The 20417-nt window shown below is 70.5% G+C and carries 21 protein-coding genes and 2 pseudogenes; 9 read left to right on the forward strand and 14 right to left on the reverse strand.

Going from position 1 to position 20417, the window contains the following annotated elements:
• Nucleotides 1-42: 42 nt before the first annotated feature.
• The 5 genes from EIL87_RS08190 to aspS all read right to left on the reverse strand — a co-directional run bounded on the left by EIL87_RS08190 (nt 43) and on the right by aspS (nt 5402).
• Nucleotides 43-639: a carbonic anhydrase gene (locus EIL87_RS08190; protein WP_125089777.1), complete on the reverse strand. Its 597-nt coding sequence runs from the start codon at nt 637-639 to the stop codon at nt 43-45.
• A gap of 53 nt (nt 640-692) precedes the next feature.
• Complete coding sequence (locus EIL87_RS08195) at nt 693-1070, reverse strand: hypothetical protein (protein WP_125089563.1); 378 nt, start codon at nt 1068-1070, stop codon at nt 693-695.
• Between the two features lie 340 nt (nt 1071-1410).
• Entirely contained in the window at nt 1411-2133 is a 723-nt protein-coding gene (locus tag EIL87_RS08200) for a GNAT family N-acetyltransferase (protein ID WP_125089564.1), read from the reverse strand.
• A complete protein-coding gene (locus tag EIL87_RS08205) occupies nt 2130-3344 on the reverse strand; it encodes a phosphotransferase (RefSeq protein WP_125089565.1) in 1215 nt (404 codons plus the stop codon). The genes EIL87_RS08200 and EIL87_RS08205 overlap by 4 nt, the downstream gene beginning before the upstream one ends.
• 258 nt (nt 3345-3602) lie before the next feature.
• A complete protein-coding gene (gene aspS / locus EIL87_RS08210; protein ID WP_125089566.1) occupies nt 3603-5402 on the reverse strand; it encodes an aspartate--tRNA ligase in 1800 nt (599 codons plus the stop codon).
• Nucleotides 5403-5833: 431 nt separating this feature from the next.
• On the opposite strand from aspS, the gene EIL87_RS08215 reads away from it, so the two are divergent.
• Nucleotides 5834-6934 (forward strand): hypothetical protein, encoded by a 1101-nt coding sequence (locus tag EIL87_RS08215; RefSeq protein WP_125089567.1) that lies wholly within the window; start codon nt 5834-5836, stop codon nt 6932-6934.
• A 521-nt stretch (nt 6935-7455) separates the two neighbouring features.
• On the opposite strand, the gene EIL87_RS08220 is transcribed toward EIL87_RS08215, so the two are convergent.
• The 3 genes and pseudogenes from EIL87_RS08220 to EIL87_RS26785 all read right to left on the reverse strand — a co-directional run.
• Nucleotides 7456-8532, reverse strand: coding sequence for an Rv2578c family radical SAM protein (locus EIL87_RS08220; RefSeq protein ID WP_125089568.1), 1077 nt, complete (start codon nt 8530-8532; stop codon nt 7456-7458).
• 129 nt (nt 8533-8661) lie between these two features.
• Nucleotides 8662-9738 (reverse strand): beta-ketoacyl synthase N-terminal-like domain-containing protein, encoded by a 1077-nt coding sequence (locus EIL87_RS08225; protein WP_125089778.1) that lies wholly within the window; start codon nt 9736-9738, stop codon nt 8662-8664.
• A gap of 153 nt (nt 9739-9891) precedes the next feature.
• Nucleotides 9892-10026, reverse strand: a pseudogene (locus tag EIL87_RS26785) ((2Fe-2S)-binding protein); the annotation flags it as partial.
• A gap of 45 nt (nt 10027-10071) precedes the next feature.
• Here EIL87_RS26785 and EIL87_RS08230 point away from each other — a divergent pair.
• Nucleotides 10072-10215 carry a hypothetical protein gene (locus EIL87_RS08230; RefSeq protein ID WP_199740307.1) on the forward strand — a complete coding sequence of 48 codons (144 nt, stop codon included), beginning with the start codon at nt 10072-10074 and terminating at the stop codon, nt 10213-10215.
• Nucleotides 10216-10238: 23 nt separating this feature from the next.
• Nucleotides 10239-10787 (forward strand): dihydrofolate reductase family protein, encoded by a 549-nt coding sequence (locus EIL87_RS08235; protein ID WP_125089569.1) that lies wholly within the window; start codon nt 10239-10241, stop codon nt 10785-10787.
• 238 nt (nt 10788-11025) lie between these two features.
• On the opposite strand, the gene EIL87_RS27025 is transcribed toward EIL87_RS08235, so the two are convergent.
• Together EIL87_RS27025 and EIL87_RS27930 are read right to left on the reverse strand one after the other, a co-directional pair.
• A complete protein-coding gene (locus EIL87_RS27025; RefSeq protein WP_199740332.1) occupies nt 11026-11208 on the reverse strand; it encodes a MerR family transcriptional regulator in 183 nt (60 codons plus the stop codon).
• Nucleotides 11133-11723: a MerR family transcriptional regulator gene (locus tag EIL87_RS27930; protein ID WP_407690525.1), complete on the reverse strand. Its 591-nt coding sequence runs from the start codon at nt 11721-11723 to the stop codon at nt 11133-11135. Before EIL87_RS27930 ends, EIL87_RS27025 begins: the two co-directional genes overlap by 76 nt.
• A gap of 180 nt (nt 11724-11903) precedes the next feature.
• Between EIL87_RS27930 and EIL87_RS27390 the strand changes: the two are divergent.
• Nucleotides 11904-12223: pseudogene (locus EIL87_RS27390) on the forward strand (DUF6194 family protein).
• 39 nt (nt 12224-12262) lie between these two features.
• The gene (locus EIL87_RS08250; protein WP_125089570.1) at nt 12263-12655 is read left to right on the forward strand and encodes a DUF6157 family protein; all 393 of its coding nucleotides are present in this window, start codon (nt 12263-12265) and stop codon (nt 12653-12655) included.
• Between the two features lie 37 nt (nt 12656-12692).
• Here the strand turns inward: EIL87_RS08250 and EIL87_RS08255 are convergent, their stop codons facing one another.
• A complete protein-coding gene (locus EIL87_RS08255; protein ID WP_125089571.1) occupies nt 12693-13280 on the reverse strand; it encodes a TetR/AcrR family transcriptional regulator in 588 nt (195 codons plus the stop codon).
• A 66-nt stretch (nt 13281-13346) separates the two neighbouring features.
• Between EIL87_RS08255 and EIL87_RS08260 the strand changes: the two genes are divergently transcribed.
• The 3 genes from EIL87_RS08260 (at nt 13347) to EIL87_RS08270 (ending at nt 15902) form a co-directional block, all read left to right on the forward strand.
• Nucleotides 13347-13838 (forward strand): DUF4188 domain-containing protein, encoded by a 492-nt coding sequence (locus EIL87_RS08260; protein ID WP_125089572.1) that lies wholly within the window; start codon nt 13347-13349, stop codon nt 13836-13838.
• Between the two features lie 123 nt (nt 13839-13961).
• Complete coding sequence (locus tag EIL87_RS08265) at nt 13962-15473, forward strand: YibE/F family protein (protein WP_233576101.1); 1512 nt, start codon at nt 13962-13964, stop codon at nt 15471-15473.
• Nucleotides 15474-15512: 39 nt separating this feature from the next.
• Entirely contained in the window at nt 15513-15902 is a 390-nt protein-coding gene (locus tag EIL87_RS08270) for a hypothetical protein (RefSeq protein WP_125089573.1), read from the forward strand.
• Nucleotides 15903-16518: 616 nt separating this feature from the next.
• Here EIL87_RS08270 and EIL87_RS08275 read toward each other — a convergent pair.
• The 3 genes from EIL87_RS08275 to EIL87_RS08285 are packed head-to-tail and all read right to left on the reverse strand — an operon-like array spanning nt 16519 to nt 19117.
• Nucleotides 16519-17151 (reverse strand): hypothetical protein, encoded by a 633-nt coding sequence (locus EIL87_RS08275; protein ID WP_125089574.1) that lies wholly within the window; start codon nt 17149-17151, stop codon nt 16519-16521.
• Nucleotides 17148-18416 carry a histidine--tRNA ligase gene (gene hisS, locus EIL87_RS08280; RefSeq protein WP_125089575.1) on the reverse strand — a complete coding sequence of 423 codons (1269 nt, stop codon included), beginning with the start codon at nt 18414-18416 and terminating at the stop codon, nt 17148-17150. The genes EIL87_RS08275 and hisS overlap by 4 nt, the downstream gene beginning before the upstream one ends.
• Before the next feature lie 20 nt (nt 18417-18436).
• The gene (locus EIL87_RS08285; RefSeq protein ID WP_125089576.1) at nt 18437-19117 is read right to left on the reverse strand and encodes an MBL fold metallo-hydrolase; all 681 of its coding nucleotides are present in this window, start codon (nt 19115-19117) and stop codon (nt 18437-18439) included.
• A 156-nt stretch (nt 19118-19273) separates the two neighbouring features.
• Between EIL87_RS08285 and EIL87_RS08290 the strand changes: the two genes are divergently transcribed.
• Nucleotides 19274-20104, forward strand: a complete 831-nt coding sequence (locus EIL87_RS08290) for a peptidylprolyl isomerase (protein ID WP_125089577.1) — start codon at nt 19274-19276, stop codon at nt 20102-20104.
• Nucleotides 20105-20417 lie beyond the last annotated feature (313 nt).

Consider the following 20417-nt stretch of genomic DNA (forward strand, 5'->3'; position numbering starts at 1 on the left):
CGGCGGGTGCCCGGCGTCGATCTCCGCGAGTGCGGGGCTCTCTCAGAGGGGGAGGAAGTCCTCGTCCTCGGAGGACTGCGGCGCGACGAAGACGAGACCGGAGTCGATCTCGTAGAACCAGCCGTGCAGCCGCAGCAGGCCGGACTCGATGCGATCCCGGATGAACGGGTACTCGCGCACGGTTTCGAGCTGCGCGCGCAGGTGGCGCTTGCTCTCGACGCGGACGGCGGCGTCCTCGGGTTCGGAACCACCAGAGCCGTCGGTGCCCAGCCAGGTGCACAGGGCGGGAAGCTCGTCGAGCCCGCGACCGGCGAGCGCCAGCGCGGTGACGGCACCGCAGTGCGAGTGGCCGCACACGATGATGTCGGGAACCCCCAGTTGCAACACCGCGTATTCGATGGTTGCCATTTCGCTGGAACCGGAGTCGGGCGCGTATTCCGGGACCACGTTCCCGGCAGTTCGCAGTTCGAACAACGAACCTGGTTCTGCCCCGGTGATGTAGGACGGAATCACACGGGAATCTGAACATCCGATGAACAGCGCGGAAGGTTCCTGCCCGGCGGCCAGCTGGCGACGCTGGTCCGCGGAAAGCAGCTCGGGGTGACGACGTGCGTGACGCACGAAGTTCTCGAAGCTCATGTGTGCATCTCCGGGTCGGAACGGCTCGGAAAAGGGGTGGGGTTCGAGCCGAACTAGTGCCGCATGACCTGCAGCGTCGCAGGAGAATGTCTGAGTCTGCTGCACGCGTGGTGCGCATCGGACTCCGCAGCCGGGAGCCGGGCAGGGTGGACGAGGTCGAGCTCGGCCGCGGTCCCACCCTGCACTCCGCGGAGCGGGTGCCGGTCGTGCTCGTGCCGCGTGTGGGCGCGTCGGTGCGTGGTCAGCCCCTGCAGGCGCTCGCGGAGCTTCTCGTTGTCGCGCTGCTCTGTGGTGTCAGGCTTGTGCTCGCTGCTCGCAGCGCAGCAGGCGGGTCCGGCCAGCGCGGCGTCGGTGGGGCCGAGCGCGGCGAGCACGACCGCGAAGAGCAGGAACAGCACCGCTCTCGTGACCTGCCATGCCCTGCCGCACACCGAATGCCTCCCGAACAGAACGAGCTGCGGATCCCCTTCCGGCGACACCGACGGTTCCGGGATGGAAGAGCGAAAGCGCTCAGTCGCCAACATTATCCGAAGACCCTCGTCCTCGCACACGTCACGGATCGGCGGAACGACTGGGAAACAGGTGAAAATTCCGTGGTCCGGCGGCACGACCGCAACATTTCACCCGGTTGCCGGTGTGCGCGTGAGAGTTCGTCGCGTTCTGCGATCCCGGACGTCACCGTCCGCAGCGAGAATGTGATCTGCATGACCACATCGAGCGAAACCCAGATGTCATCCACCGTTCACGACGATTCCTCCGGGAAATGTCGTTCTACTGGATCCGGTAGTGGTACGTGTGCGCACGTGTGAATCCCAAGGATTCGTAACGACTCCGCGCGACCGCGTTGGCGGTTTCGACTTGCAGGAACACACGCTCGGCCGACGCCCAGCCCACGCCCGCGCGGATGAGCGAAGCCGCCACCCCGCGTCGCCGCCACTCCGGGGCGGTGTGCATCCCGTAGAGGCCGCACCAGTCGTCGGAAACGGCGAACATGCCCACTCCCACCGGATTCTCAGCGTGCACGGCGGTCGCGAAGGCGACGGGCGCGGGAGCGCGGTCCAAGCCCGGCTCCGGACGGCCACCGACCGCCGCGACCGCGTCCAGCCACCTCGAGCCGGGGGAGGGGTCCAGCAACACCTCGAAGTCCTGCGGCGGGCACGAGTGCAGCAGCGCCTCTCGGTCCGTCCGCATGATCACCGTCGGTGCATCGGCCCGGTAGCCCCGCTCGGCCAGCAGCGAGTCCAGCTCGGAGTGCTCCTCCCACGGGCTGACCTGCACCGCCGGCGGGCTGGAACGCTCCGCGTAGAAGCGCTCCACCACCTCGATCGCGGCGTCCGGATCGGCGGACGAACCGAGCGGGAGGGCTGAGTTCGAACGGCGGCGGCGCAGCCGGTCGCAGTGCCGCAGCAACCAGCCGTCCTGGCGCACCACGGTCGTGGCGGGCCAGGTCGCCACCGCCGCGCGCTCGAGCTCAGAGGTCTCGCAGGCGCTCACTCGGTGCGGAAAGCCGGGTAGGGCTGCAGGTGCAGCGCTCCCGCTCCGAAGCGCTCCACCAGCGCGTCGATCACGGTGTCGGCGAACTCGGCGACGTCGGTCAGCTGCGCGTCCTGGGCGTCGGAGCGCAGGTGCCTCCAGCGGTCCACCAGCGCCGTGCTGCGGCGCGGAGACGGCTGGTGCAGGTCGATGGGCCGATCGGTCTCACCCGTGCGCGGCAAGAACCACCAGGTCGAGACCCACACCCACAGCAGCTGGGCGTTGAACAACCGGGGCAGCAGCACCTCGTCGGAGTCCAGCTCGGGCCACACCTCGACGATCTCGGAACGCCAGGTCGCGAGCATGCTCTGCGCGAGGTTGTCCGGTAACGCGTAGGAGCACCACGAGGACGGGAACGGGTACTGCAGGTAGGCCGCGTCCATCGCGACGTCGCGCACGCAGCCCCACTCGAAGTCCAGGAAGCGCACTCCGCTGGATCCGGTGACGAGGCTGTTCTCCGGGCAGATGTCCGACGGGCTGAACGACTGGTAGCGGCTGGAGCCCAGCTGTTCGGAGGCCGTGGTGAGCCGCTCGACGAGCTCCGGCGGTGTGCTCACGCCGAGGATCTGGCTGAGCAGTTCGGGCAGTTCCTCCACCGAGGAGGCGATGTCGTCGGCGACCGGGTCGGTCCAGGACTTGGCACCGAGCCGGCGCAGCAGGGCGTCGAAGTCCGCGGCGCAGCCGGCGGTGCTGCTGTGCAGGCGCCCGAGCGCCCGCGCCCACGCGAGCAGGGCGCGCTCGGCGGCGCGCGGGTCCTCGCCGAAGAGCACGTCGGCGAGCGTGGAACCACGGCCGAGGTCTTCCAGCACGAGCAGCCGCTCGTTGACGTCGTGGGCGATCAGCTCGGGGCTGACGCGCGCCTCCGGAGGCAGCGCCGTGGTCAGCTGGCAGCTGGCCGCCTCGTGCGCGAACGGGTCGGAACGCGCTTCCGGCGGGCACTCCCCGTAGTGCTTGACGACCACGGTGCGCGGCAGTTCGAACGGCGACTCGGCGATCCGCACCCGCAGCACGACCGAGCGGTCACTACCGCCCAAGTCCTCCGCGTCGGCAAGCCGCACCGGAGCTCCAGTCCTCTTGCTCAGCACCGCTTCTGCCGTGGCGACGGTGTCAGTCGCCTCGGTGCTGGCCGGGACCCGGACCTCCGGGGGGCCGGTGGTGATCTCCACGCTCATCGTCTCCAGACACTACCCCCACAACCTGAACATGAACCGCCATGACCGGTTAAGTGACGCCTAACCGGGCATGCGCCATGTGCGCTGCGTGTTCACCCCTGAACTGGCGACGCACACGACTCCCTGGGCGTTGACGGACGCGGCCTCCGTCAACGTTGCACCGGGCGGGAACTCCGGTGCACTTCGACCTCCCGCACATGAGTGAGCCCGGCCGAGCGCGGGTTCGCGCTCGGGCCGGGCCACTCAGCGGGAGCACTGTCAGCCCTGCGACTCGCCCTTCTCGGCGTCCTTCTGCTGCTTGGGCTTCGCGTCGATGCCGGCTTCCTTGCGCTGCGCCTCGGTGATCGGCGCCGGCGCGGCGGTCAGCGGGTCGAAGCCGCCACCGCTCTTCGGGAAGGCGATGACGTCGCGCAGCGACTCCGCACCGGCCAGCAGCATGCAGATCCGGTCCCAGCCGAAGGCGATGCCACCGTGCGGCGGGGCGCCGTACTTGAACGCCTCGAGCAGGAAGCCGAACTTCTCCTGGGCCTCCTCCTCGGTGATGCCCAGCAGTGCGAACACCCGCTCCTGCAGGTCCGGCCGGTGGATGCGGATGGATCCGCCGCCGATCTCGTTGCCGTTGCAGACGATGTCGTAGGCCCAGGCCAGCGCGTGCTCCGGGTCCTTGTCGAAGTTGTCGATCCACTCGGCGTTCGGCGAGGTGAACGGGTGGTGCACCGCGGTCCACTTCCCGCTGCCGACCGCGACGTCGCCGGCCTCCATGTCCTCGACGGGCTCGAACATCGGCGCGTCGACGATCCAGACGAACGACCAGGCGTCGTGGTCGATGAGGCCGCAGCGCTCGGCGATCTCCAGGCGGGCAGCGCCCAGCAGCGCGCGGGCCGAGGACTTCGAGCCCGCGCCGAAGAACACGCAGTCGCCGGGGTTGGCGCCGACGGCTTTGGCCAGGCCCTCGCGCTCGGACTCGGACAAGTTCTTGGCGACCGGGCCGGAGAGCTCACCGTCCTCGCCGACGAGCACGTAGGCCAGGCCCTTGGCGCCACGCTGCTTGGCCCACTCCTGCCAGGCGTCGAGCTGGCGGCGCGGCTGGTCGGCACCACCGGGCATGACCACGGCACCGACGTAGGGCGCCTGGAACACCCGGAAGGGGGTGTTCTTGAAGTACTCGGTCATCTCGGTGAGCTCGAGGCCGAAGCGCAGGTCGGGCTTGTCGGTGCCGTAGCGGGCCATCGCCTCGGCGTAGCTCATCCGCTGGATCGGGCGCGGGATCTCGTGCCCGATCAGCTTCCACAGACCGGCCAGGACCTCCTCGGCGAGCTCGATGACGTCGTTCTGCTCGACGAAGCTCATCTCGATGTCGAGCTGGGTGAACTCCGGCTGCCGGTCGGCGCGGAAGTCCTCGTCGCGGTAGCAGCGGGCGATCTGGAAGTAGCGCTCCATGCCGCCGACCATCAGCAGCTGCTTGAACAGCTGCGGCGACTGCGGCAGCGCGTACCAGGAACCGGGCTGCAGACGGGCCGGGATGAGGAAGTCACGAGCGCCCTCGGGGGTCGAGCGCGTCATGGTGGGCGTCTCGACCTCGACGAAGTCGCGGGAGTGCAGCGTCTCGCGCGCGACGCGGTTGACGTCGCTGCGCAGCCGCATGATGCGCGCGGGCTCGGTGCGGCGCAGGTCCAGGTAGCGGTGCTTGAGGCGGATCTCCTCGCCGACCTCGAGGTGCTCGTCGAGCGGGAACGGGAGCGGGGCCGCCTCGCTGAGGACCTCCAGGTCGGTGACGGTCACCTCGATGGAGCCGGTGGGGATCTCCGGGTTCTCGTTGCCCTCCGGGCGGACGACGACCTCACCGGTGACCTTGATGCAGAACTCGGCGCGCAGCCGGTGGGCGCGCTCCGCCATCTCGCCCTCGCGGAAGACGACCTGGGAGACGCCGGACGCGTCGCGCAGATCGATGAAGATGACTCCGCCGTGATCGCGACGGCGCGCCACCCACCCGGCGAGGGTGACGGTCTGCCCGGCATGACCGGCGCGGAGCGATCCGGCCTCGTGCGTGCGCATCACGGGTGCTGAGCTCCTTCTTCCGCTGTACCAGCGTTCGACTGCGTTGATGACTTCCCGCGGGCATGAGCAGGCGGGACGCAAGGTTCCAGGCTAGCCAACCTGCGCTCGGCGATCGCGAGCAGGTCGGCGGCGGCTCCCGCGATGTGAGCCGTTCCGCGCGGAGCCTCGACCGGGCCGTGCCGATCGTGCGACTCTGGTTCACACCATTCTGGTCTATGGCGGTCGCGAATTCTCGTTTTCGCCAAACCGGTTGCCGATCGAGTGAACAATGTGGGTCGCTGGATCCGTGTGAGAGGAAGAACCAGAAAGCACAGGCATCGACCGAGGGGCTACTCCTTTCGATGGAGACGGCTACCGGAACTCGGTCGTTGCGCAACAAGTGACCCACTGATTAGCGTAAGTTCGGAATTCGCCGGACACGAGGAGTAACGATGACCGGCCCGAAAACCGAGGCCCGCCCGACCGCCCGCTCCGCCGTTCGCGGCATGCCGCCGGGCGCACCGCAGGCCCACCCGACCCAGCAGGCACCTGCACAGGCCACGAAGCCGCAACCGACGCAGCAGGCCGGCGCCATCTCGGCCGAGCTGGCGGAGCTGCTCCGAACGGGTCCGTTCGAAGCCGCCCTGCGCACCGCGATCCGGTCCAGCCGCCTGAGCCTGGAGCGCATCCAGCACCGCCTGCGCGCCAGGGGCACGCCGGTCAGCATCACCGCGCTCAGCTACTGGCAGTCCGGTCGGCGTCGCCCCGAGCGCCCCGATTCTCTGCTGGCGCTGGCCCAGCTGGAACAGGTCCTGGGCGTGCCGGAAGGCTCCCTGTCCGCGCTGCTCGGTCCGCCGCGCCCGCGCGGCCGCACCCGGCAGGCCTCCACCGAAGCACCGCCGCTGAGCGCGCTGTGGTCGGAGCACGAGTCGGCCGCGGAGCTGCTCACCAAGATCGACACCAACCACGACAGCAAGCTCACGCGGCTGTCACACCACGACGTGGTCCACGTCGACCAGCACGGTGACCTGCGCAAGATCCGCACGCGCAAGCTCGTCCGCGCCGAGACCAACAACGCGGACCGCTGGGTGATCATGTTCGACGGCGCGTCCTCGGTGGCCACGCCGCCGATCATCCGGCCGATCCGGTCCTGCCGGCTGGGCCAGGTGCTCACCGACCACGCCCGCGACCTGGTGGTCGCCGAGCTGCTGTTCGACCACGCCTTGGCGCGCGGCGAAACGCTGCTGCTGGAGTACGAGATCATCGATCCGCCGACCGGGCCGAACGAGGCCGAGCACAGCTTCTGCCGGCTGTTCCGGCTGCCCGTGCGCCAGTACGTGGTGGAGCTGCAGTTCGACCCGGCGCACCCGCCCACCGGCTGCGAGAGCTACGTCGGCGACTCGGCGATGCAGGAGAACGAATCGCCGAAGCCCCTCCAGGTGGATCGGTTCGGCCGGGCGCACGCCGTCGCGCTGGACTTCGGCATGGGTGTCTTCGGTGTTCGCTGGCAGCCCGAAGAGCCGCAGGAGGCACCGAGCTCGGAGAGCGAGTAACCCGGTCCAGCGACCGCAGGTCACCCACCCTCCTGCACGCGGTGTAACGAAGACGTGAACAATTCAAGAAAGTGCTGAAAGCCCAGAGCAGCGCATCCCGGCAATGGAGAGCACAGCGTCGAGGAGCGTTCTGGGCAGAATAGGAACTCCGGATTTCAACTGCTTCCGGAACAGATTCCGAAAAACACCGAGAGGCCGAGCCGCGCACGTGGGCTCGGCCTCGCGCTTCCCCGACCAACCGAACGTTCAGTTGATTCCAGCGCGCTCGGAAGCCCCCGCACCGAACGTCGGCCAGCCGTGAGGACCTCCCCCTCGACGGCATTCGCTCGGGCAGGAGGGGCCATCAGCACCGCCCGGTTTGCAGCCCTGCTCCTGGGGCCTCAGCGGGTCCCCGGAAGGACCGAACACGCATCAGACCGGCGCTCGCGAACGACACTCCCTCCCCGGAGATCTCTCCCAGAACCGGCCCGACCGCCCGCCATCACGTCAGCGGAGCTCTCCACTGAACCGCCGCCCGACCCTCACAGCAGTGCGAGTTGGCGTTCCCGGTCCCGATCGGCGTCGTCCTGCGGTGGCTGCTCCTCCTGCTGCGGGCCGAAGTCGGCGGGTGGCTGTGGTGGCGTCAGACCGTGGCGGCGCTTGGCGTCGTCAACCAGCTGCAGGACGTGCCGCTGGTAGGACTTCGGCGCGTAGGCACCGTTGCGGTAGAGGCGTTCGTACAGCGGAAGCAGGTCCGGTCGCCGCGCGCTGAGCCACTCGTGGAACCACTCACGCGCGCCCGAGCGCAGGTGCAGCACGAGCGGCGTCAGGCTCACCGCGCCCGCGTCGGCGATCGCGGCCACCGTGGCGTCGATCTGCTCCGGCGAGTCGCTGAGCCCGGGCAGGATCGGCGCCATCAGCACCGAGCACCCGATGCCCGCGTCGGCGAACCGGCGCACCACGTCGAGCCGGCGCAGCGGCGAGGGCGTCCCGGGTTCCACCTCCCGCCACAGCGCCTCGTCGACCGACCCGATCGAGGTCGCGATCGACACCCGGGCGCGCTGCGCGGCTTGGGCGATGGGGTCCAGGTCGCGGAGGATCAAGGTGCCCTTGGTCAGGATCGAGAACGGGTTCGCCCGGTCGCGCAGCGCGGCGATGATCTCCGGCATGAGCCGGTAGCGCCCCTCCGCGCGCTGGTAGGGGTCGGTGTTGGTGCCCATCGCGATCGGCTCGCCCTCCCAGCGTGGGCGCGCCAGCTCCTTGCGCAGCAACGACGGCGCGTTGACCTTCACCACGACCTTGCTGTCGAAGTCGTGCCCCGCGTCCAAGTCGAGGTAGGTGTGGGTCCGACGGGCGAAGCAGTAGACGCAGGCGTGCGTGCACCCGCGGTAGGGGTTCACCGTCCACCTGAACGGCACCTGGGACTCCCCCGGCACCCTGTTGATGATCGACTTGGCCTGGATCTCGATCGCGAAGGCGTCCTCGGTCCCGGCCTCGATCGGCACCGGGTCGGGCAGCTTCAGCCCGGCCCGACCGGTCCCGCGCACCACGGGATCGGGCAGCCCGAGCGGCAACTCCTCCGACCGACCGGTGTCGACCCGCTGCTGTTCCCACCGCATGGCTTCATTCGAACACAGATTCGACGTGCTGTCGAGGCGCTCCCCCGCACCTCACTCGAACGAGCGTATCGGCTGGTCAGGGCCTGGTCGAGCGCCGGACCCGTGCAGGGTCGAGCGACCCGCGGCTCCTCAGGGCGCGAGCAGGACGACGGAGTTGTGGCCTCCCATGCCGATGGAGGACTTGACCGTGACGCCGTCGCGGACCGAGGTGGGGCCGTCCAGCAGGCGCGGGTGGCCCGGCGCCTTCCTCGGCGGGGCGGGGATGGTGCCGCGGTCGAAGGCGAGTGCGGTGGCAGCGATCTCCACCGCCGAGGCCGCGCCCTGGCAGTGGCCGACGAGCGGTTTGACCGAGTACAGCGCGGCGTCGGGCGGGAACAGCGCGTCGAAGATCTCCGCCTCCGCGCGATCGCACTGGGCCGTTCCGGGGCCGTGCGCGTGGAGGTAGCGCACGTTCGACGGCTCGACCCCGGCGTCGGCGAAGGCTTCCTCGAAGCAGCGGGTGACCTCGGCCAGGCCGGGGTCGATCGAGGTGACGTGGTGCGCGTCGTGCGACATCGCCCCGCCCAGCACGGTCAGGTACGGGGTCCCGCCGCTCACCCGCGACAGGACCATGGCCACCGACGCCTCGCCCATCGGGAACCCCCGGCTGCCCTGCTGGAAGGGCTTGCACACCTCGAGCGGCTCGGCGTCCGTGAACGTGACCCCGAGGCGTTCGAAGTGCAGCACGTTCTCCGGCGTCGCGGAGATGTCGGTGGCCACGAAGACGACGTCGTCGACGATGCCCGAGTCCAGCCACGCCTTCGCGGTGAGCAGCCCCGCGTTGCCGGACGAGCACATCGCCGAGACGTTCATCGCCGGGCCGTGGAACCCGAACTCCTTCATCAGCAACGACATCGGCGTCGAGGGCATCAGCCCCAGGTAGTCGCGCGAGGGCACGTCACCACCGCGGTGCAGGTAGAAGTCGCGCCACAGGTCCACTTCGCCGAGCACGACCGCGTGCAGCAGTCCGACCCGCCGGCCGGCGCTCCACCCGCGTGCGCGCGCGTCGGCCACCGCTTCGCGCGCTGCGCTGCGCATCGCGCGGCCGAACCTGCTCGGCCCGTCGGCCTCGTCCCCACCGGGCGGCACGACAGCGACCCACGCGGCCCGGTCGTGGCTCTCCCCGTAGCCGTCGACCAGCGAGGCCGCGTGCTCGCCGCCGAGCATGCCGTTCCAGAACGGCTCGACTCCCCAGCCGTACCCGGTCACCGCTCCTAATCCTTGCAACGTCAGCACTTCCCTCACCTCGGAAACGATCGGCCCTGTTCAGGGCGGGTGTTGATCCCTGCCTCGGGCAGATCGTCGTGGTGAGGTGGTGCGCTACAACGCCGCGGACCGGATGGCCTCCCGGATGCGCGGGTAGGTGCCGCAGCGGCAGATGTTGCGCAGCGTGTCGAGGTCGGCGTCGGTGATCTCACGGCCTTCGGCCGAAACCCGGCGCACCAGCGCGAACGCCTGCGCATCGAGCAGGCCAAGGGGTACGTCCCCGAGCACGTCGACGTGGACCTGGTCGCCGAGATGATGGTCCGCGTCTCCACGTCGTTCCTGCTCACCCCGAGCCGGCTGGTCGACCTCGACGACGAGCAGCAGGTGCGCCGGACAGCCCGGAAGTTCCTGCTGCCCATGCTCGACCCGCCGACCTGAGCGGTCCGCACTACGCTCGACGTGTGCTGATCTACTCGATGAGCGTGTCGGTCGACGGTTTCACCGCCGACCGGCGAGGCGAGTTCGCCTGGTCGGCTCCGCTCGAGGAGCTGTTCGCCTTCCACCTCGAACGGACCCGCGAGCTCGGCGGTTTCCTGTGCGGACGCAAGCTCTACGAGACGATGCTGGTGTGGGAGACCGACCCGTCGATGCGCGCCGACGAACCCGGTGCCGCCTTCGCCGACACCTGGTCGGCCCTCCCGAAAGTCGTCTTCAGCCGGACACTCACCGAGGTCGAGGGCAACGCGCGCCTGGCCACCGGACCGCTGTCCGAGGAGCTGGCGGCGCTCGACGGTGCGACCAGCCGCGACATCGGGATCGGCGGCCCCGCCCTGGCCGCGCAGGCGGTCGAGCTCGGACTGGTCGGTGAGCTGCGGCTGTTCCGGTACCCGATCGTCGTCGGCGGGGGCACCCGCTACCTACCTCCGGTGACCGAGGACGTCCAGCTGGAGCTGCTCGAGAGCCGGACCTTCGGTGAGCGAGTGGTCTACGAGCGCTACGCGACTGCCTGAGCCTTCTCGGTCACGACTTCTCAGCGGCGGCGCAAGCTGGATCCTCCCGTGAGCAGCCGCTGCGCCGCGTCCTCCAGGCGCTCTCGGGACGCGGACCCGGCTGCCGCGGCACTCCGGCCGGCCTGGCCGCGGTCGGTGACCACCGCGCTCACGCAGTGCGGTTCAGTGACGTCGAGGGCCGGGCGCAGCCCGCGCGCTCACAGCGGGATCGGCGCTCGGCGGACCTGGTCGAGTGACCTCACGAGGACTCGATGATCTCCGCGAGCAGTTCTCCCACCCGCAGGAGCGCGAGCGTGCGTTGTGCGATGGCGTCCAACCGGGCGTCGAGCGCGGCCAGGGACCGGCTCACATCGCCGAGCTCGCGGAGCGCGGTGATCGCGGCGCGCACGTCGGGGATGCGGTAGCCCCCGGCTCGCAGCACGGCGGTGATGCGCTTCCCGGATCGCGGTGAGGTCTTAGCGCCGGGCCGTGCCGGCCGGGGTGGTGCTCCTGCCCGGGGCGACCAGGCCTTCGCTCTCCCAGAACCGCAGGGGCCGAGGACCTGACTCCCAGCGCTTGTGCGAGCTCGATCGTCATCGCGTCCGAGTCGACGGGCTCGGCATCGGTGTCGGCCTCCGACTGGATGACCTCCAGCCCTCGACGTGTGGTCAGGGCCTGTTCGCGGTCGCGGTGGAGCCGCTCGTGGAAGGAGCTGATCAGCGCCGCGCCCTCCACCGACGGTGTTCGCCGGAGGTCGCGCATAGCCCGCCGCGCCTCCACGGGCCCCACCGCGACCGCGAGACCGCGGTAGGCGCGAAGCGCGCGCAGGTGCTCCTCGGAGAACGTCCGGTACCCGTTTCGGGCCCGAGTGGCGGGAGGGAGGACGCCCTGGTGCTCGAGGTTGCGGACTTGCTGGACCGAGTACCCGGAGGCCTCCGCGACCGCAGCGGTGCTCATCGACGCGCCCAACGAACCCTCCACCAGCGCTTCAACCTCATGCTTGAACCATGAGCACGGAGCAGATCCTCGACGTCGTCCGGTCTTTCGTCGGCGTGCTCGAACTCGCCCCGGCCGAGGGCGACGCGGACCCGGAGATCGCCTGGGGTGACCTTCTTCTACTACGCGCCGGACGGCCAGGTGCCCCAGCGCCCACAGCCCTACGCCACGGTCATCACGAAGAACTACCTCGGTGACGACCGCTGCGACCTCGACGACCCGGACGCCAACGGTTGAACGTCCACGTCGGCAAGCACACCGAGCTGACCGGCGAGGACCCGAGGGAGGAACCGCAGGAGCGAGACCTCACCGCGACCGACGTCGTCTTCGGCCACCCCGTCTACCGGGCTCTCGGCTGGGTGTCGATCACCAATCCGGGCCCCCGCACGCACGACCTGGCGATCGACCTCCTCCGGCGAGCGCACCAGGACGCCGCACGGCGGTGGGCCCGCAAGCGCTGACAGCGGGACTTCGTCGGTGCCCGGTCGTACATTCCCGTCATGGGGACGCACACGACGAACTACACCGCGACGTTCATCGCGGTGGCCGACGACTGTCCGGTGGCGCAGGGCGCAGAGCCGCCGCTGCGCGAACCGCCGTCGGTGGCCCGCATCCAGTACGACATGCTCATCGCGGCGCCGTACCAGCACACCTCCGACGACGTGGTCTACGAGTCGAACGGTCGGCGGCGGGGCCTGAGCCGCGAGGAGTTCTTCGCCAAGGGCCAGCCGTGCCTGCGCGCCTCGCCGCTGGCCAAGCGCTACGGCTGGGGAGTGCACTGCGACGCCGAAGGCCGGGTCGCCCTCGTCCCAGCCGGATCACCCGAGTACCGGAAGTTCGCCGACGACCCGACCCTCAGCCACGTCACGGCCATGCGCTCGAAGCGCGGATGAGTGATGATCAACGGCTGTGATCACCAGCTTCGAACCCTCACGCCAACCAGCCGCGCAAGGTGCGCCGGAGCACTTCCTCGTACTGGGACGCGGGGTCGAGCCCCTCGGGCAGGTTCCTGTGCAGCTCGAGGGTCACCAGGCCGTGCACGATCGCCCACAGGCCCATCGCGACGGCCTCCGGTTCGCCGTCGATCCGACCCGCGTCGATCGCGGCGCGCACCATCTCGGCCAACGGCGTGAAGTTGCCCAGCGACTCGCGCTTGGCCTCCTCGTCGGGCTCGAACTCCGGCAAGGGCCGCGAGAACAGCACCGCGTACAAGTTCGGATGGGCCACGGCGAACTCGCGGTAGGCCACCCCCAGCCTCAGCAGGTCCTCGACCGGGTCGTCGCTGCGCTCCACGGTCGCCAGCACCTCGCCGAACCGCAGGGCCGCCTCGAGGAAGACCGCGCGGATCAGCTCCGACTTCCCCCCGAACAGGGTGTAGACGGCCGAGGTGGAGGTGCCGGCGTCGGCGGCCACTCGACGCAGCGAGAGGGAGGCCGGCCCTTCGGCGGCAAGCAGCCGCCCCGCTTCGTCCAGCAGCCGGTTGCGCAGCTTCTCGTCGTGGATCCTCGGTCTGGGCACTTGCCCACCGTACCGTAACGGTGTTTTATAACAGTGTTCGCAAACCCTCTGGAGAGGACGCGCACGATGACACCGATCGATCGAGGACGATGGACGGCGAACCTGGACGACCACGACGGCGTGGTGCTGTTCCTGATCGGCATGCGGATCAACAAGCCGTGGCGCATCGACCAGTGGGTGTTCGTGGCCGCCGCGATGGGCGGCATGCTCGCCTACCTGGCCAAGCACCCGGAGAGCGGCATGATCAAGGCGCGGAACTGGTTCGGCCGCACCACCATGCAGGTCGCCTACTGGCGCAGCACCGACGACCTCCTGCGCTTCGCCGCCGACGAGGACGCGCCGCACCGGCCCGCGTGGCGGAGGTTCTACCAGCGCGTGGCCAGATCCAGCGCGGTCGGCATCTGGCACGAGACCTACGTGGTGAGACCGGGAAACGCGGAGGCGGTCTACGTCAACATGCCCGCGTTCGGACTGGCCGAGGCGACCGAGAAGGTTCGGGTTTCGCGCCACAACTCCCGTGCGGAGCAACGGTTGGGCGCCCCGGCCGCCGAGGGCTGACCCACCTCCACCTCCGGTCGGGCTTGCTGCACGCTCGCGGGCGTGGCCACCCGGGTGGGTACGTCCCGCGCGCGTGATCGACGGGGTCCCGGGAACCGCAGCGGCGACCTCCATAATCATCGGGTGACCGAGCCACCCGAGATTCCCGGACGTCGGCCGCGCCATCGACAGCCGGGACAGGGCGCGCGGCAGCAGCCGCCACCGCAGCAGCAGCCCGGCCGCCGGCCACCCCAGCCGCCCCGGGACGCACCGCCCACCCGGCAGAACCCGCCGCGGCGACCGGAGGCGCAGCGCACCAGGCCGCCGCGCCCCGCCGTTGCCCCTCCGCCGGCCCCGCCGGAGGAACCGCAGGAGGAACCGCGCTCGCATCGGCGCTGGGACGAACCCGCCGAACCGCGGCGCGGTCACGGTCACGGTCACGGTCACGGTTCGGCCGCCCCGGCGTCGGACCAGGTCAAGCGGTTGCTGGCGGCGCTGCTGATCCCGTTCGCGCTCGCCACGGTCGTCGGCATCGTCGTGCTCTACCCGTGGGGTCACGTGCAGAAGACCGGCGCCGACCTCGGTTTCGGGCAGTACCCGGTCAACGGCGAAGTCGTCTCCGCCGGAGCCGCCTCGTGCAGTGAGAGCGAGTCCGGACAGGGCTGCGTGAAGCTGGCGGTGAAGATGCAGGACGGCCCCCGGCCCGGCCAGACCATCGAGCAGGTCATGCCCACCGACCCGGGCACACCGCGCTTCGCCGTCGGCGACCAGGTCGTGCTCTCCTACGCCGGGGAGTACCCCGACGAACCCACGTCGTTCGAGGTCGTGGACTTCCAGCGCGGGACACCGCTGATGGTGCTGGCGCTGGTCTTCGCCGGAGCTGTGCTCGTGCTCGGACGCTGGCAGGGCTTGGCCGCGCTGGTCGGGTTGGGGCTGAGCCTGGTGACGCTGGTCGGTTTCGTGCTGCCCGCGATCCTCGCCGGGCAGGACCCGCTGCTGGTCGCGGTGGTCGGTGCCGGGCTGACCATGTTCATCGTCCTGTACCTCACGCACGGGTTCTCCGCTCGGACCTCCACGGCCGTGCTGGGCACGCTGCTGAGCTTGTCCCTGATCGGCCTGCTGAGCAGCGCGTTCACCGCAGCCACCAGCCTGACCGGGCTCGACGAGCACACCTCCAGCCTGATGGGAGCGCTGGGCGCGCCCATCGACGCGCGCGGGCTGCTGCTGGCCGGGATCGTCATCGGCGCGCTCGGCGTCCTCGACGACGTCACGGTCACCCAGACCAGCGCGGTGTGGGAGCTGCGGGCGGCGAACCCGACGCTGACCTGGCGCCAGCTCTACGGCGCCGGCCTGCGCATCGGCCGCGACCACGTGTCCTCGGCCGTCAACACCCTCGTGCTCGCCTACGCCGGTGCGGCGCTGCCGATGCTGCTGGCCTACACGCTGTCCGGCCGGACCTTCGGGCAGATCGTGAGCTCCCAGGCCGTGGCGCAGGAGGTCGTGCGGACCCTCGTCGGCAGCATCGGCCTCGTCGCGGCCGTGCCCATCACGACGGCCATCGCGGCTCTGGTGGCGATCCGCGAACCCGCCTCCCCTGGAGCGGTTCCCGAACGAGCGGAAGACCAGCGGCGATCGGGTGCACCTGGAGCCAGGTAGGGCTGCGCGGCCGGCCCGACCTGCAGCAGACTGGCGGGCATGTCCACGCCGTTACCCGCGTTCGGCAACGTCCTGAGCGTCCCCGGACGTGTGCTCGGCGGCATGACGTCCCTCGGCGGAGCGGTGCTCCGTGAGACGACGGCCGTGCTCGCCGCGATCCACTCCCTGCCCCGCCTGGTCGTCGCGCTGGAGCAGCTCGGTCCGCTCGCGGACACCCTCGCCGAGACCCGGGACGCGTTGCGCGAGCTGGCCGACCGCAGGAATGACCTGGGACCGGTGAACGACCAGCTGCGCGCCCTGCACGAGCAAGTCGTCCACCTCGCCTGCGACCTGCGAGTCCTGGAACCCGACGTCGAGCGCCTCGCCGGGACCACGTCCCAGCTCGACCACACGGCCAGACTCCTCCTCACCGCCCTGGACCGCCCCTGACCCCCACACCGGCGGCCAAGCGCAACGACGAGCCCTCACGAGTCCGCCAGCCTCTCAGGCCAGCGCGAAAGCCCAGGACCACAACGTCGCGCGGGAACTTCGCCCGACCCCCTTCGAACTTCGCGCGAACTTCGACCGCCACCGCTCTGCCCTCGACAGACACGCCGGAACCACGAAGCGCCCGCGCACGTCGGGGCACGGAGGCCACCCGAACTTCCCGCGGGGTTCGAACCCCCCACCACGGGCCCGAACCTCGCGCGAGGTTCGAGCCCCCACCATGCGCCGGAACCTCGCCCGAAGTTTGACCAGCAGCGCCCTGAACTCGACGGACACGCCGGGGTGCACGAAGCGCCCGCGCACGTCGGGGCACGGAGGCCACCCGAACTTCCCGCGGGGTTCGAGCCCCCCACCACGGGCAGGAACCTCGCGCGAAGTTCGACCAGCAGCGCCCTGAACTCGACGAACGCCCCGGGGACCACGAGGTGTTCGCGTGTGTGGGGTCGCGGGCGCCCGAAGTCGCGAGATTCCGCCAGTCCCGTGAGTCCCGCGCGGGAAGGGCGTTCGCCTGGTGGCGGATCGGCGGAGGACCTGCGCCGACCCGCTCGGGCGGGTGGCGTCAGAGGGCGGCGACGAACTTGGCGACCGCGTCGGGTTGGAGGCGCTGGGCCATGCGCCCTTGCGGTGCCAGGGACGCGAGCTGGTAGAGCGGGCGGTTCGGTCGCGGCTCCCCGCGGGCTTCCGCGCGGAGCTGGGCCACGGTGAGCTGCGAGAGCACCAGGCCGCGGGTGTCCTCGTTGCCCGCCAGCGCGTCGGCGAGTCGGCGCAGCGCGATGATGTCGAGCTCTCGACCACCCGTGCCGGCGTACATCGCCAGCGACACGCTGATCGCCTTGCCCTTGGGCGCACCACCGATGAGCACGTTGATGGTGCGGGCACCGCGCATGTCGGTGACGAACAGCTCCAGCCGGGTCGCGCGGTGCACGTCGACCACCCGGTTGCCCAGCGCGCGGGCCACGACCTCGTGGCCGCGCAGCGTGATCGTCTTGCGCGACTCGGTCCAGGCCAGCAGGAGCAGCGGCAGCGCGACGATCACCAGGGTCGTCAGGAACCCGACCGGCCCCGCGAAGAGGCTGACGACGCCGCCGAGCGCGGCGGCCACGATGACCGCCGCGATCGCCACGTTGCGCGCCCGGACCCGCACGGTGCGCCGGTCCAGCAGGTCCAGCGACACCGACTCGCCGTCGCTCATCGGCGCTCCGCGACCGCCGCGCGCACGTCGTCGACCAGCGACTCCAGCGGCACCTCGCGCTGCTCACCGGTCGCCAGCTCCTTGAGCTGCGCGGTGCCCGTCTCCAGGTCGCGCTCGCCCAGGACCAGCGCGAACCGGGCGCCGGAGCGGTCGGCGGCCTTCATCGCGCCCTTGAGGCCCTTGCCGCCGTAGGACAGGTCGACCCGGATGCCGTGCGCCCGCAAGCCGCCTGCCGCGGCGACCAGCTTGCGCTTGGCGGTCTCGCCCATCGGCACGCAGTAGACGTCGCAGCGGGCCAGGTCGCCGACCGAGAGCCCCTCGGCCTGGCAGGCCAGCAGCGTGCGGTCCACACCGAGGCCGAAACCGATGCCCGACAGCTCCTGGCCGCCGAGCTCCGCCATCAGCCCGTCGTAGCGGCCACCGCCGCCGATGCCGGACTGCGCGCCGAGCCCGTCGTGCACGAACTCGAAGGTCGTCTTCGTGTAGTAGTCCAGACCGCGCACCAGCCGCGGGTTCTCCACGAACTCCACACCGAGGTCCACCAGGTGCGCCTTGACGGCCTCGTAGTGCTCCTTGGCGTCGGCCGAGAGGTGGTCGACCATCAGCGGCGCGTCCGCGACCACCTCGCGGACCTCGGGCCGCTTGTCGTCGAGCACCCGCAGCGGGTTGAGCTCGGCGCGCTGCTGGGTGTCCTCGTCCAGCGGCAGCCCGCGGAGGAACTCCTGCAGCTTCGCGCGGTAGGCGGGCCGGCAGGTGCTGTCGCCCAGCGAGGTCAGCTCGATCCGGTGCCCGGTGAGGCCCAGCCGCCGGTAGCCCTCGTCGGCGATGGCGATGACCTCGGCGTCCAGCGCCGGGTCGTCCACGCCGATGGCCTCCACGCCGACCTGCTGCAGCTGCCGGTAGCGGCCGGCCTGCGGGCGCTCGTAGCGGAAGAACGCGCCGCTGTAGTACAGCTTGACCGGCAGCTGGCCGCGGTCGAGGCCGTTCTCGATGACGGAGCGCATCACGCCGGCCGTGCCCTCCGGGCGCAGCGTCACCGAACGCCCGCCCCGGTCGGCGAAGGTGTACATCTCCTTGCTGACCACGTCGGTCGACTCACCGACACCACGCGCGAACAGCGAGGTGTCCTCGAACAGCGGCAGCTCGATGTAGCCGTAGCCCGCGCGGCGCGCGGCCTCGGACAGGGTGTCGCGCACGGCGAGGAAGCCCGCCGAGTCCGGCGGGAAGTACTCCGGGATGCCCTTGGGGGCGTTGAACGTGCTCATCAGGGTGTGATTCGTCCTCGTCAGTGGGCGTCGGAAGCGGGCAGTTCCTGCAGGAACGGGTTGCCCGCGCGCTCGCGCCCGATGGTGGTGGTGGGTCCGTGGCCCGGCAGCACGACGGTCTCGTCGTCCAGCGGCAGCACCTTCGTGCTCAGCGAGTGCAGCATCTGACCGTGGTCGCCGCCGGGCAGATCGGTGCGCCCGATGGCGCCGGCGAAGAGGGTGTCGCCGGACAGCAGCAGCCGCCCGCCCTCCTCGGTGCCGACGCCGAACAGCACCGATCCGCCGGTGTGGCCCGGGCTGTGCGTGACGTCGAAGCTCAGCCCCGCCAGTTCCAGCACGTCGCCGCCGGCGATCTCGCGGACCTCGGCCGGCTCCTCGGCGGTGATCCCGTCGCCGAACAGCTGGCGGCCCGCGGGCCCCAGCGCGGCACCCGGGTCGGAGAGCATGAACCGGTCGGTGGGGTGGACGTGCACGGGCGCGTCGTGCTCGGCGCAGATCGACGCGGCCGAGAGCACGTGGTCGAAGTGCCCGTGCGTGAGCAGCACGGCGGCGGGCGTGAGCCGGTGCTTGACCAGCTGCTCGGCCAGCGGTTCGACGGCGTCCTGCCCCGGGTCGACGACCACGCAGGGTCCGCCTTCGGCACGCGCGAGCACGTAGCAGTTCGCCTGCAGCGGTCCTACCGGGAACCCGAGGACAAGCACGTCAGAAGGGCCTTTCGTCGAGGATTGGCGACCCCAGGTTATCGTCCGCCGCCGATCGGCCTGCGCACACCGGTGCGGGCTCTCAGGAAGCGGTCGTGGGGCACCTCATAAACTCGCCGCACAACATCAGATCATGAAGTGCGGGGAGGGGAGCAAGTGCCCAGCAACGAGCAGCGTCGTCAGGCAGCCAAGCGGAAGCTCGAACGCCAGATGCAGCGCCGTGCGGAACAGGCCAAGCGACGCCGGGTGATCACCATCGGAGCGACGATCGTCGTGGTCATCGCGATCGTGGTTGGTGTCTTCTACTTCAGCCGCAGCGACGGCGAGAGCCAGCCCGCTGCCCAGCAGCCGCCGCAGCCGGAGGTCACCATCCCGACCGAACTGGCGCCGCCGCCCGCGCGCCCGGCCCCGCTGGCCGACCCGGTCTCGTGCACCTACCGCCCTGACGGCCAGCCGAGCAAGCCGGTGCAGCCCCCGGCCGGCGGCGAGGTGTCGTCGAAGGGCACCGTGCAGGCCACCATCGAGACCAACGAGGGCGCCATCCCGCTGACCTTGGACCGCTCGCTGGCGCCCTGCACGGTCAACAGTTTCGTGCACCTGGCCCAGCAGTCCTTCTACGACGGCACCGACTGCCACCGGATCAGCACCGAGGGCCTGCAGATGCTGCAGTGCGGTGACCCGACCGGCCAGGGCACCGGCGGCCCCGGCTACGCCTTCGACGACGAGACCTTCCCGGAGCTGCAGTACGGCCGCGGCTACCTCGCGATGGCGAACTCGGGCCCGAACACCAACGGCAGCCAGTTCTTCATGGTCTTCGGCGACGCGCCGCTGCCGCCGAACTACACGGTCTTCGGCACGATCGCGCCGGAGGGCCTGAAGGTCGTCGACGACGTCGCCCGCGCAGGCCACGACAACGCCTTCGCCTCCGCAGGAGGCGGCCACCCGAACAAGAAGGTCACCTTCACGAAGGTCACCGTCCAAGCCTGACCCGGCTCGGCCGTGACGGCCCGAGTCCGAACCACCACGAAGAGGGGCACCGTTCCACCGGAACCGGTGCCCCTCTTCGCCTGTCTTGGTCGTCGTGCGCCCGGATCGTTCCGGTGATCAGGACGCGGACATCCGGTCCCCCATCACCGGAGAAACCGGCCACGTGGCGCTCACTGCTGCGCCACGTGAGCCGCCCGGCCAAGTGATGTCCATCGGCCGACTCCCGACACCAGCGTCGACGGCCTTCGACCGGTCGTTCAGCCGGACACCCCGGCACCCAGGCCGCTGGGAACCGCGGTGGTCCGGTCCCCGA

The organism is Saccharopolyspora rhizosphaerae, from assembly GCF_003931915.1.
In the GTDB taxonomy this organism is placed as follows: Bacteria; Actinomycetota; Actinomycetes; order Mycobacteriales; family Pseudonocardiaceae; genus Saccharopolyspora; species Saccharopolyspora rhizosphaerae.

Excerpts from the sequence above, each read along its gene's own strand:
- EIL87_RS08215 (WP_125089567.1), top strand. The coding sequence starts at position 5,834 with ATGACCGGCCCGAAAACCGAGGCCCGCCCGACCGCCCGCTCCGCCGTT.
- EIL87_RS08205 (WP_125089565.1), bottom strand. The coding sequence starts at position 3,344 with ATGAGCGTGGAGATCACCACCGGCCCCCCGGAGGTCCGGGTCCCGGCC.
- EIL87_RS08190 (WP_125089777.1), bottom strand. The coding sequence starts at position 639 with ATGAGCTTCGAGAACTTCGTGCGTCACGCACGTCGTCACCCCGAGCTG.
- EIL87_RS08260 (WP_125089572.1), top strand. The coding sequence starts at position 13,347 with ATGACACCGATCGATCGAGGACGATGGACGGCGAACCTGGACGACCAC.
- hisS (WP_125089575.1), bottom strand. The coding sequence starts at position 18,416 with ATGAGCACGTTCAACGCCCCCAAGGGCATCCCGGAGTACTTCCCGCCG.
- EIL87_RS27930 (WP_407690525.1), bottom strand. The coding sequence starts at position 11,723 with ATGAGCACCGCTGCGGTCGCGGAGGCCTCCGGGTACTCGGTCCAGCAA.
- EIL87_RS08220 (WP_125089568.1), bottom strand. The coding sequence starts at position 8,532 with ATGCGGTGGGAACAGCAGCGGGTCGACACCGGTCGGTCGGAGGAGTTG.
- EIL87_RS08275 (WP_125089574.1), bottom strand. The coding sequence starts at position 17,151 with ATGAGCGACGGCGAGTCGGTGTCGCTGGACCTGCTGGACCGGCGCACC.
- EIL87_RS08250 (WP_125089570.1), top strand. The coding sequence starts at position 12,263 with ATGGGGACGCACACGACGAACTACACCGCGACGTTCATCGCGGTGGCC.
- EIL87_RS08270 (WP_125089573.1), top strand. The coding sequence starts at position 15,513 with ATGTCCACGCCGTTACCCGCGTTCGGCAACGTCCTGAGCGTCCCCGGA.
- EIL87_RS08225 (WP_125089778.1), bottom strand. The coding sequence starts at position 9,738 with ATGCTCGGCGGCGAGCACGCGGCCTCGCTGGTCGACGGCTACGGGGAG.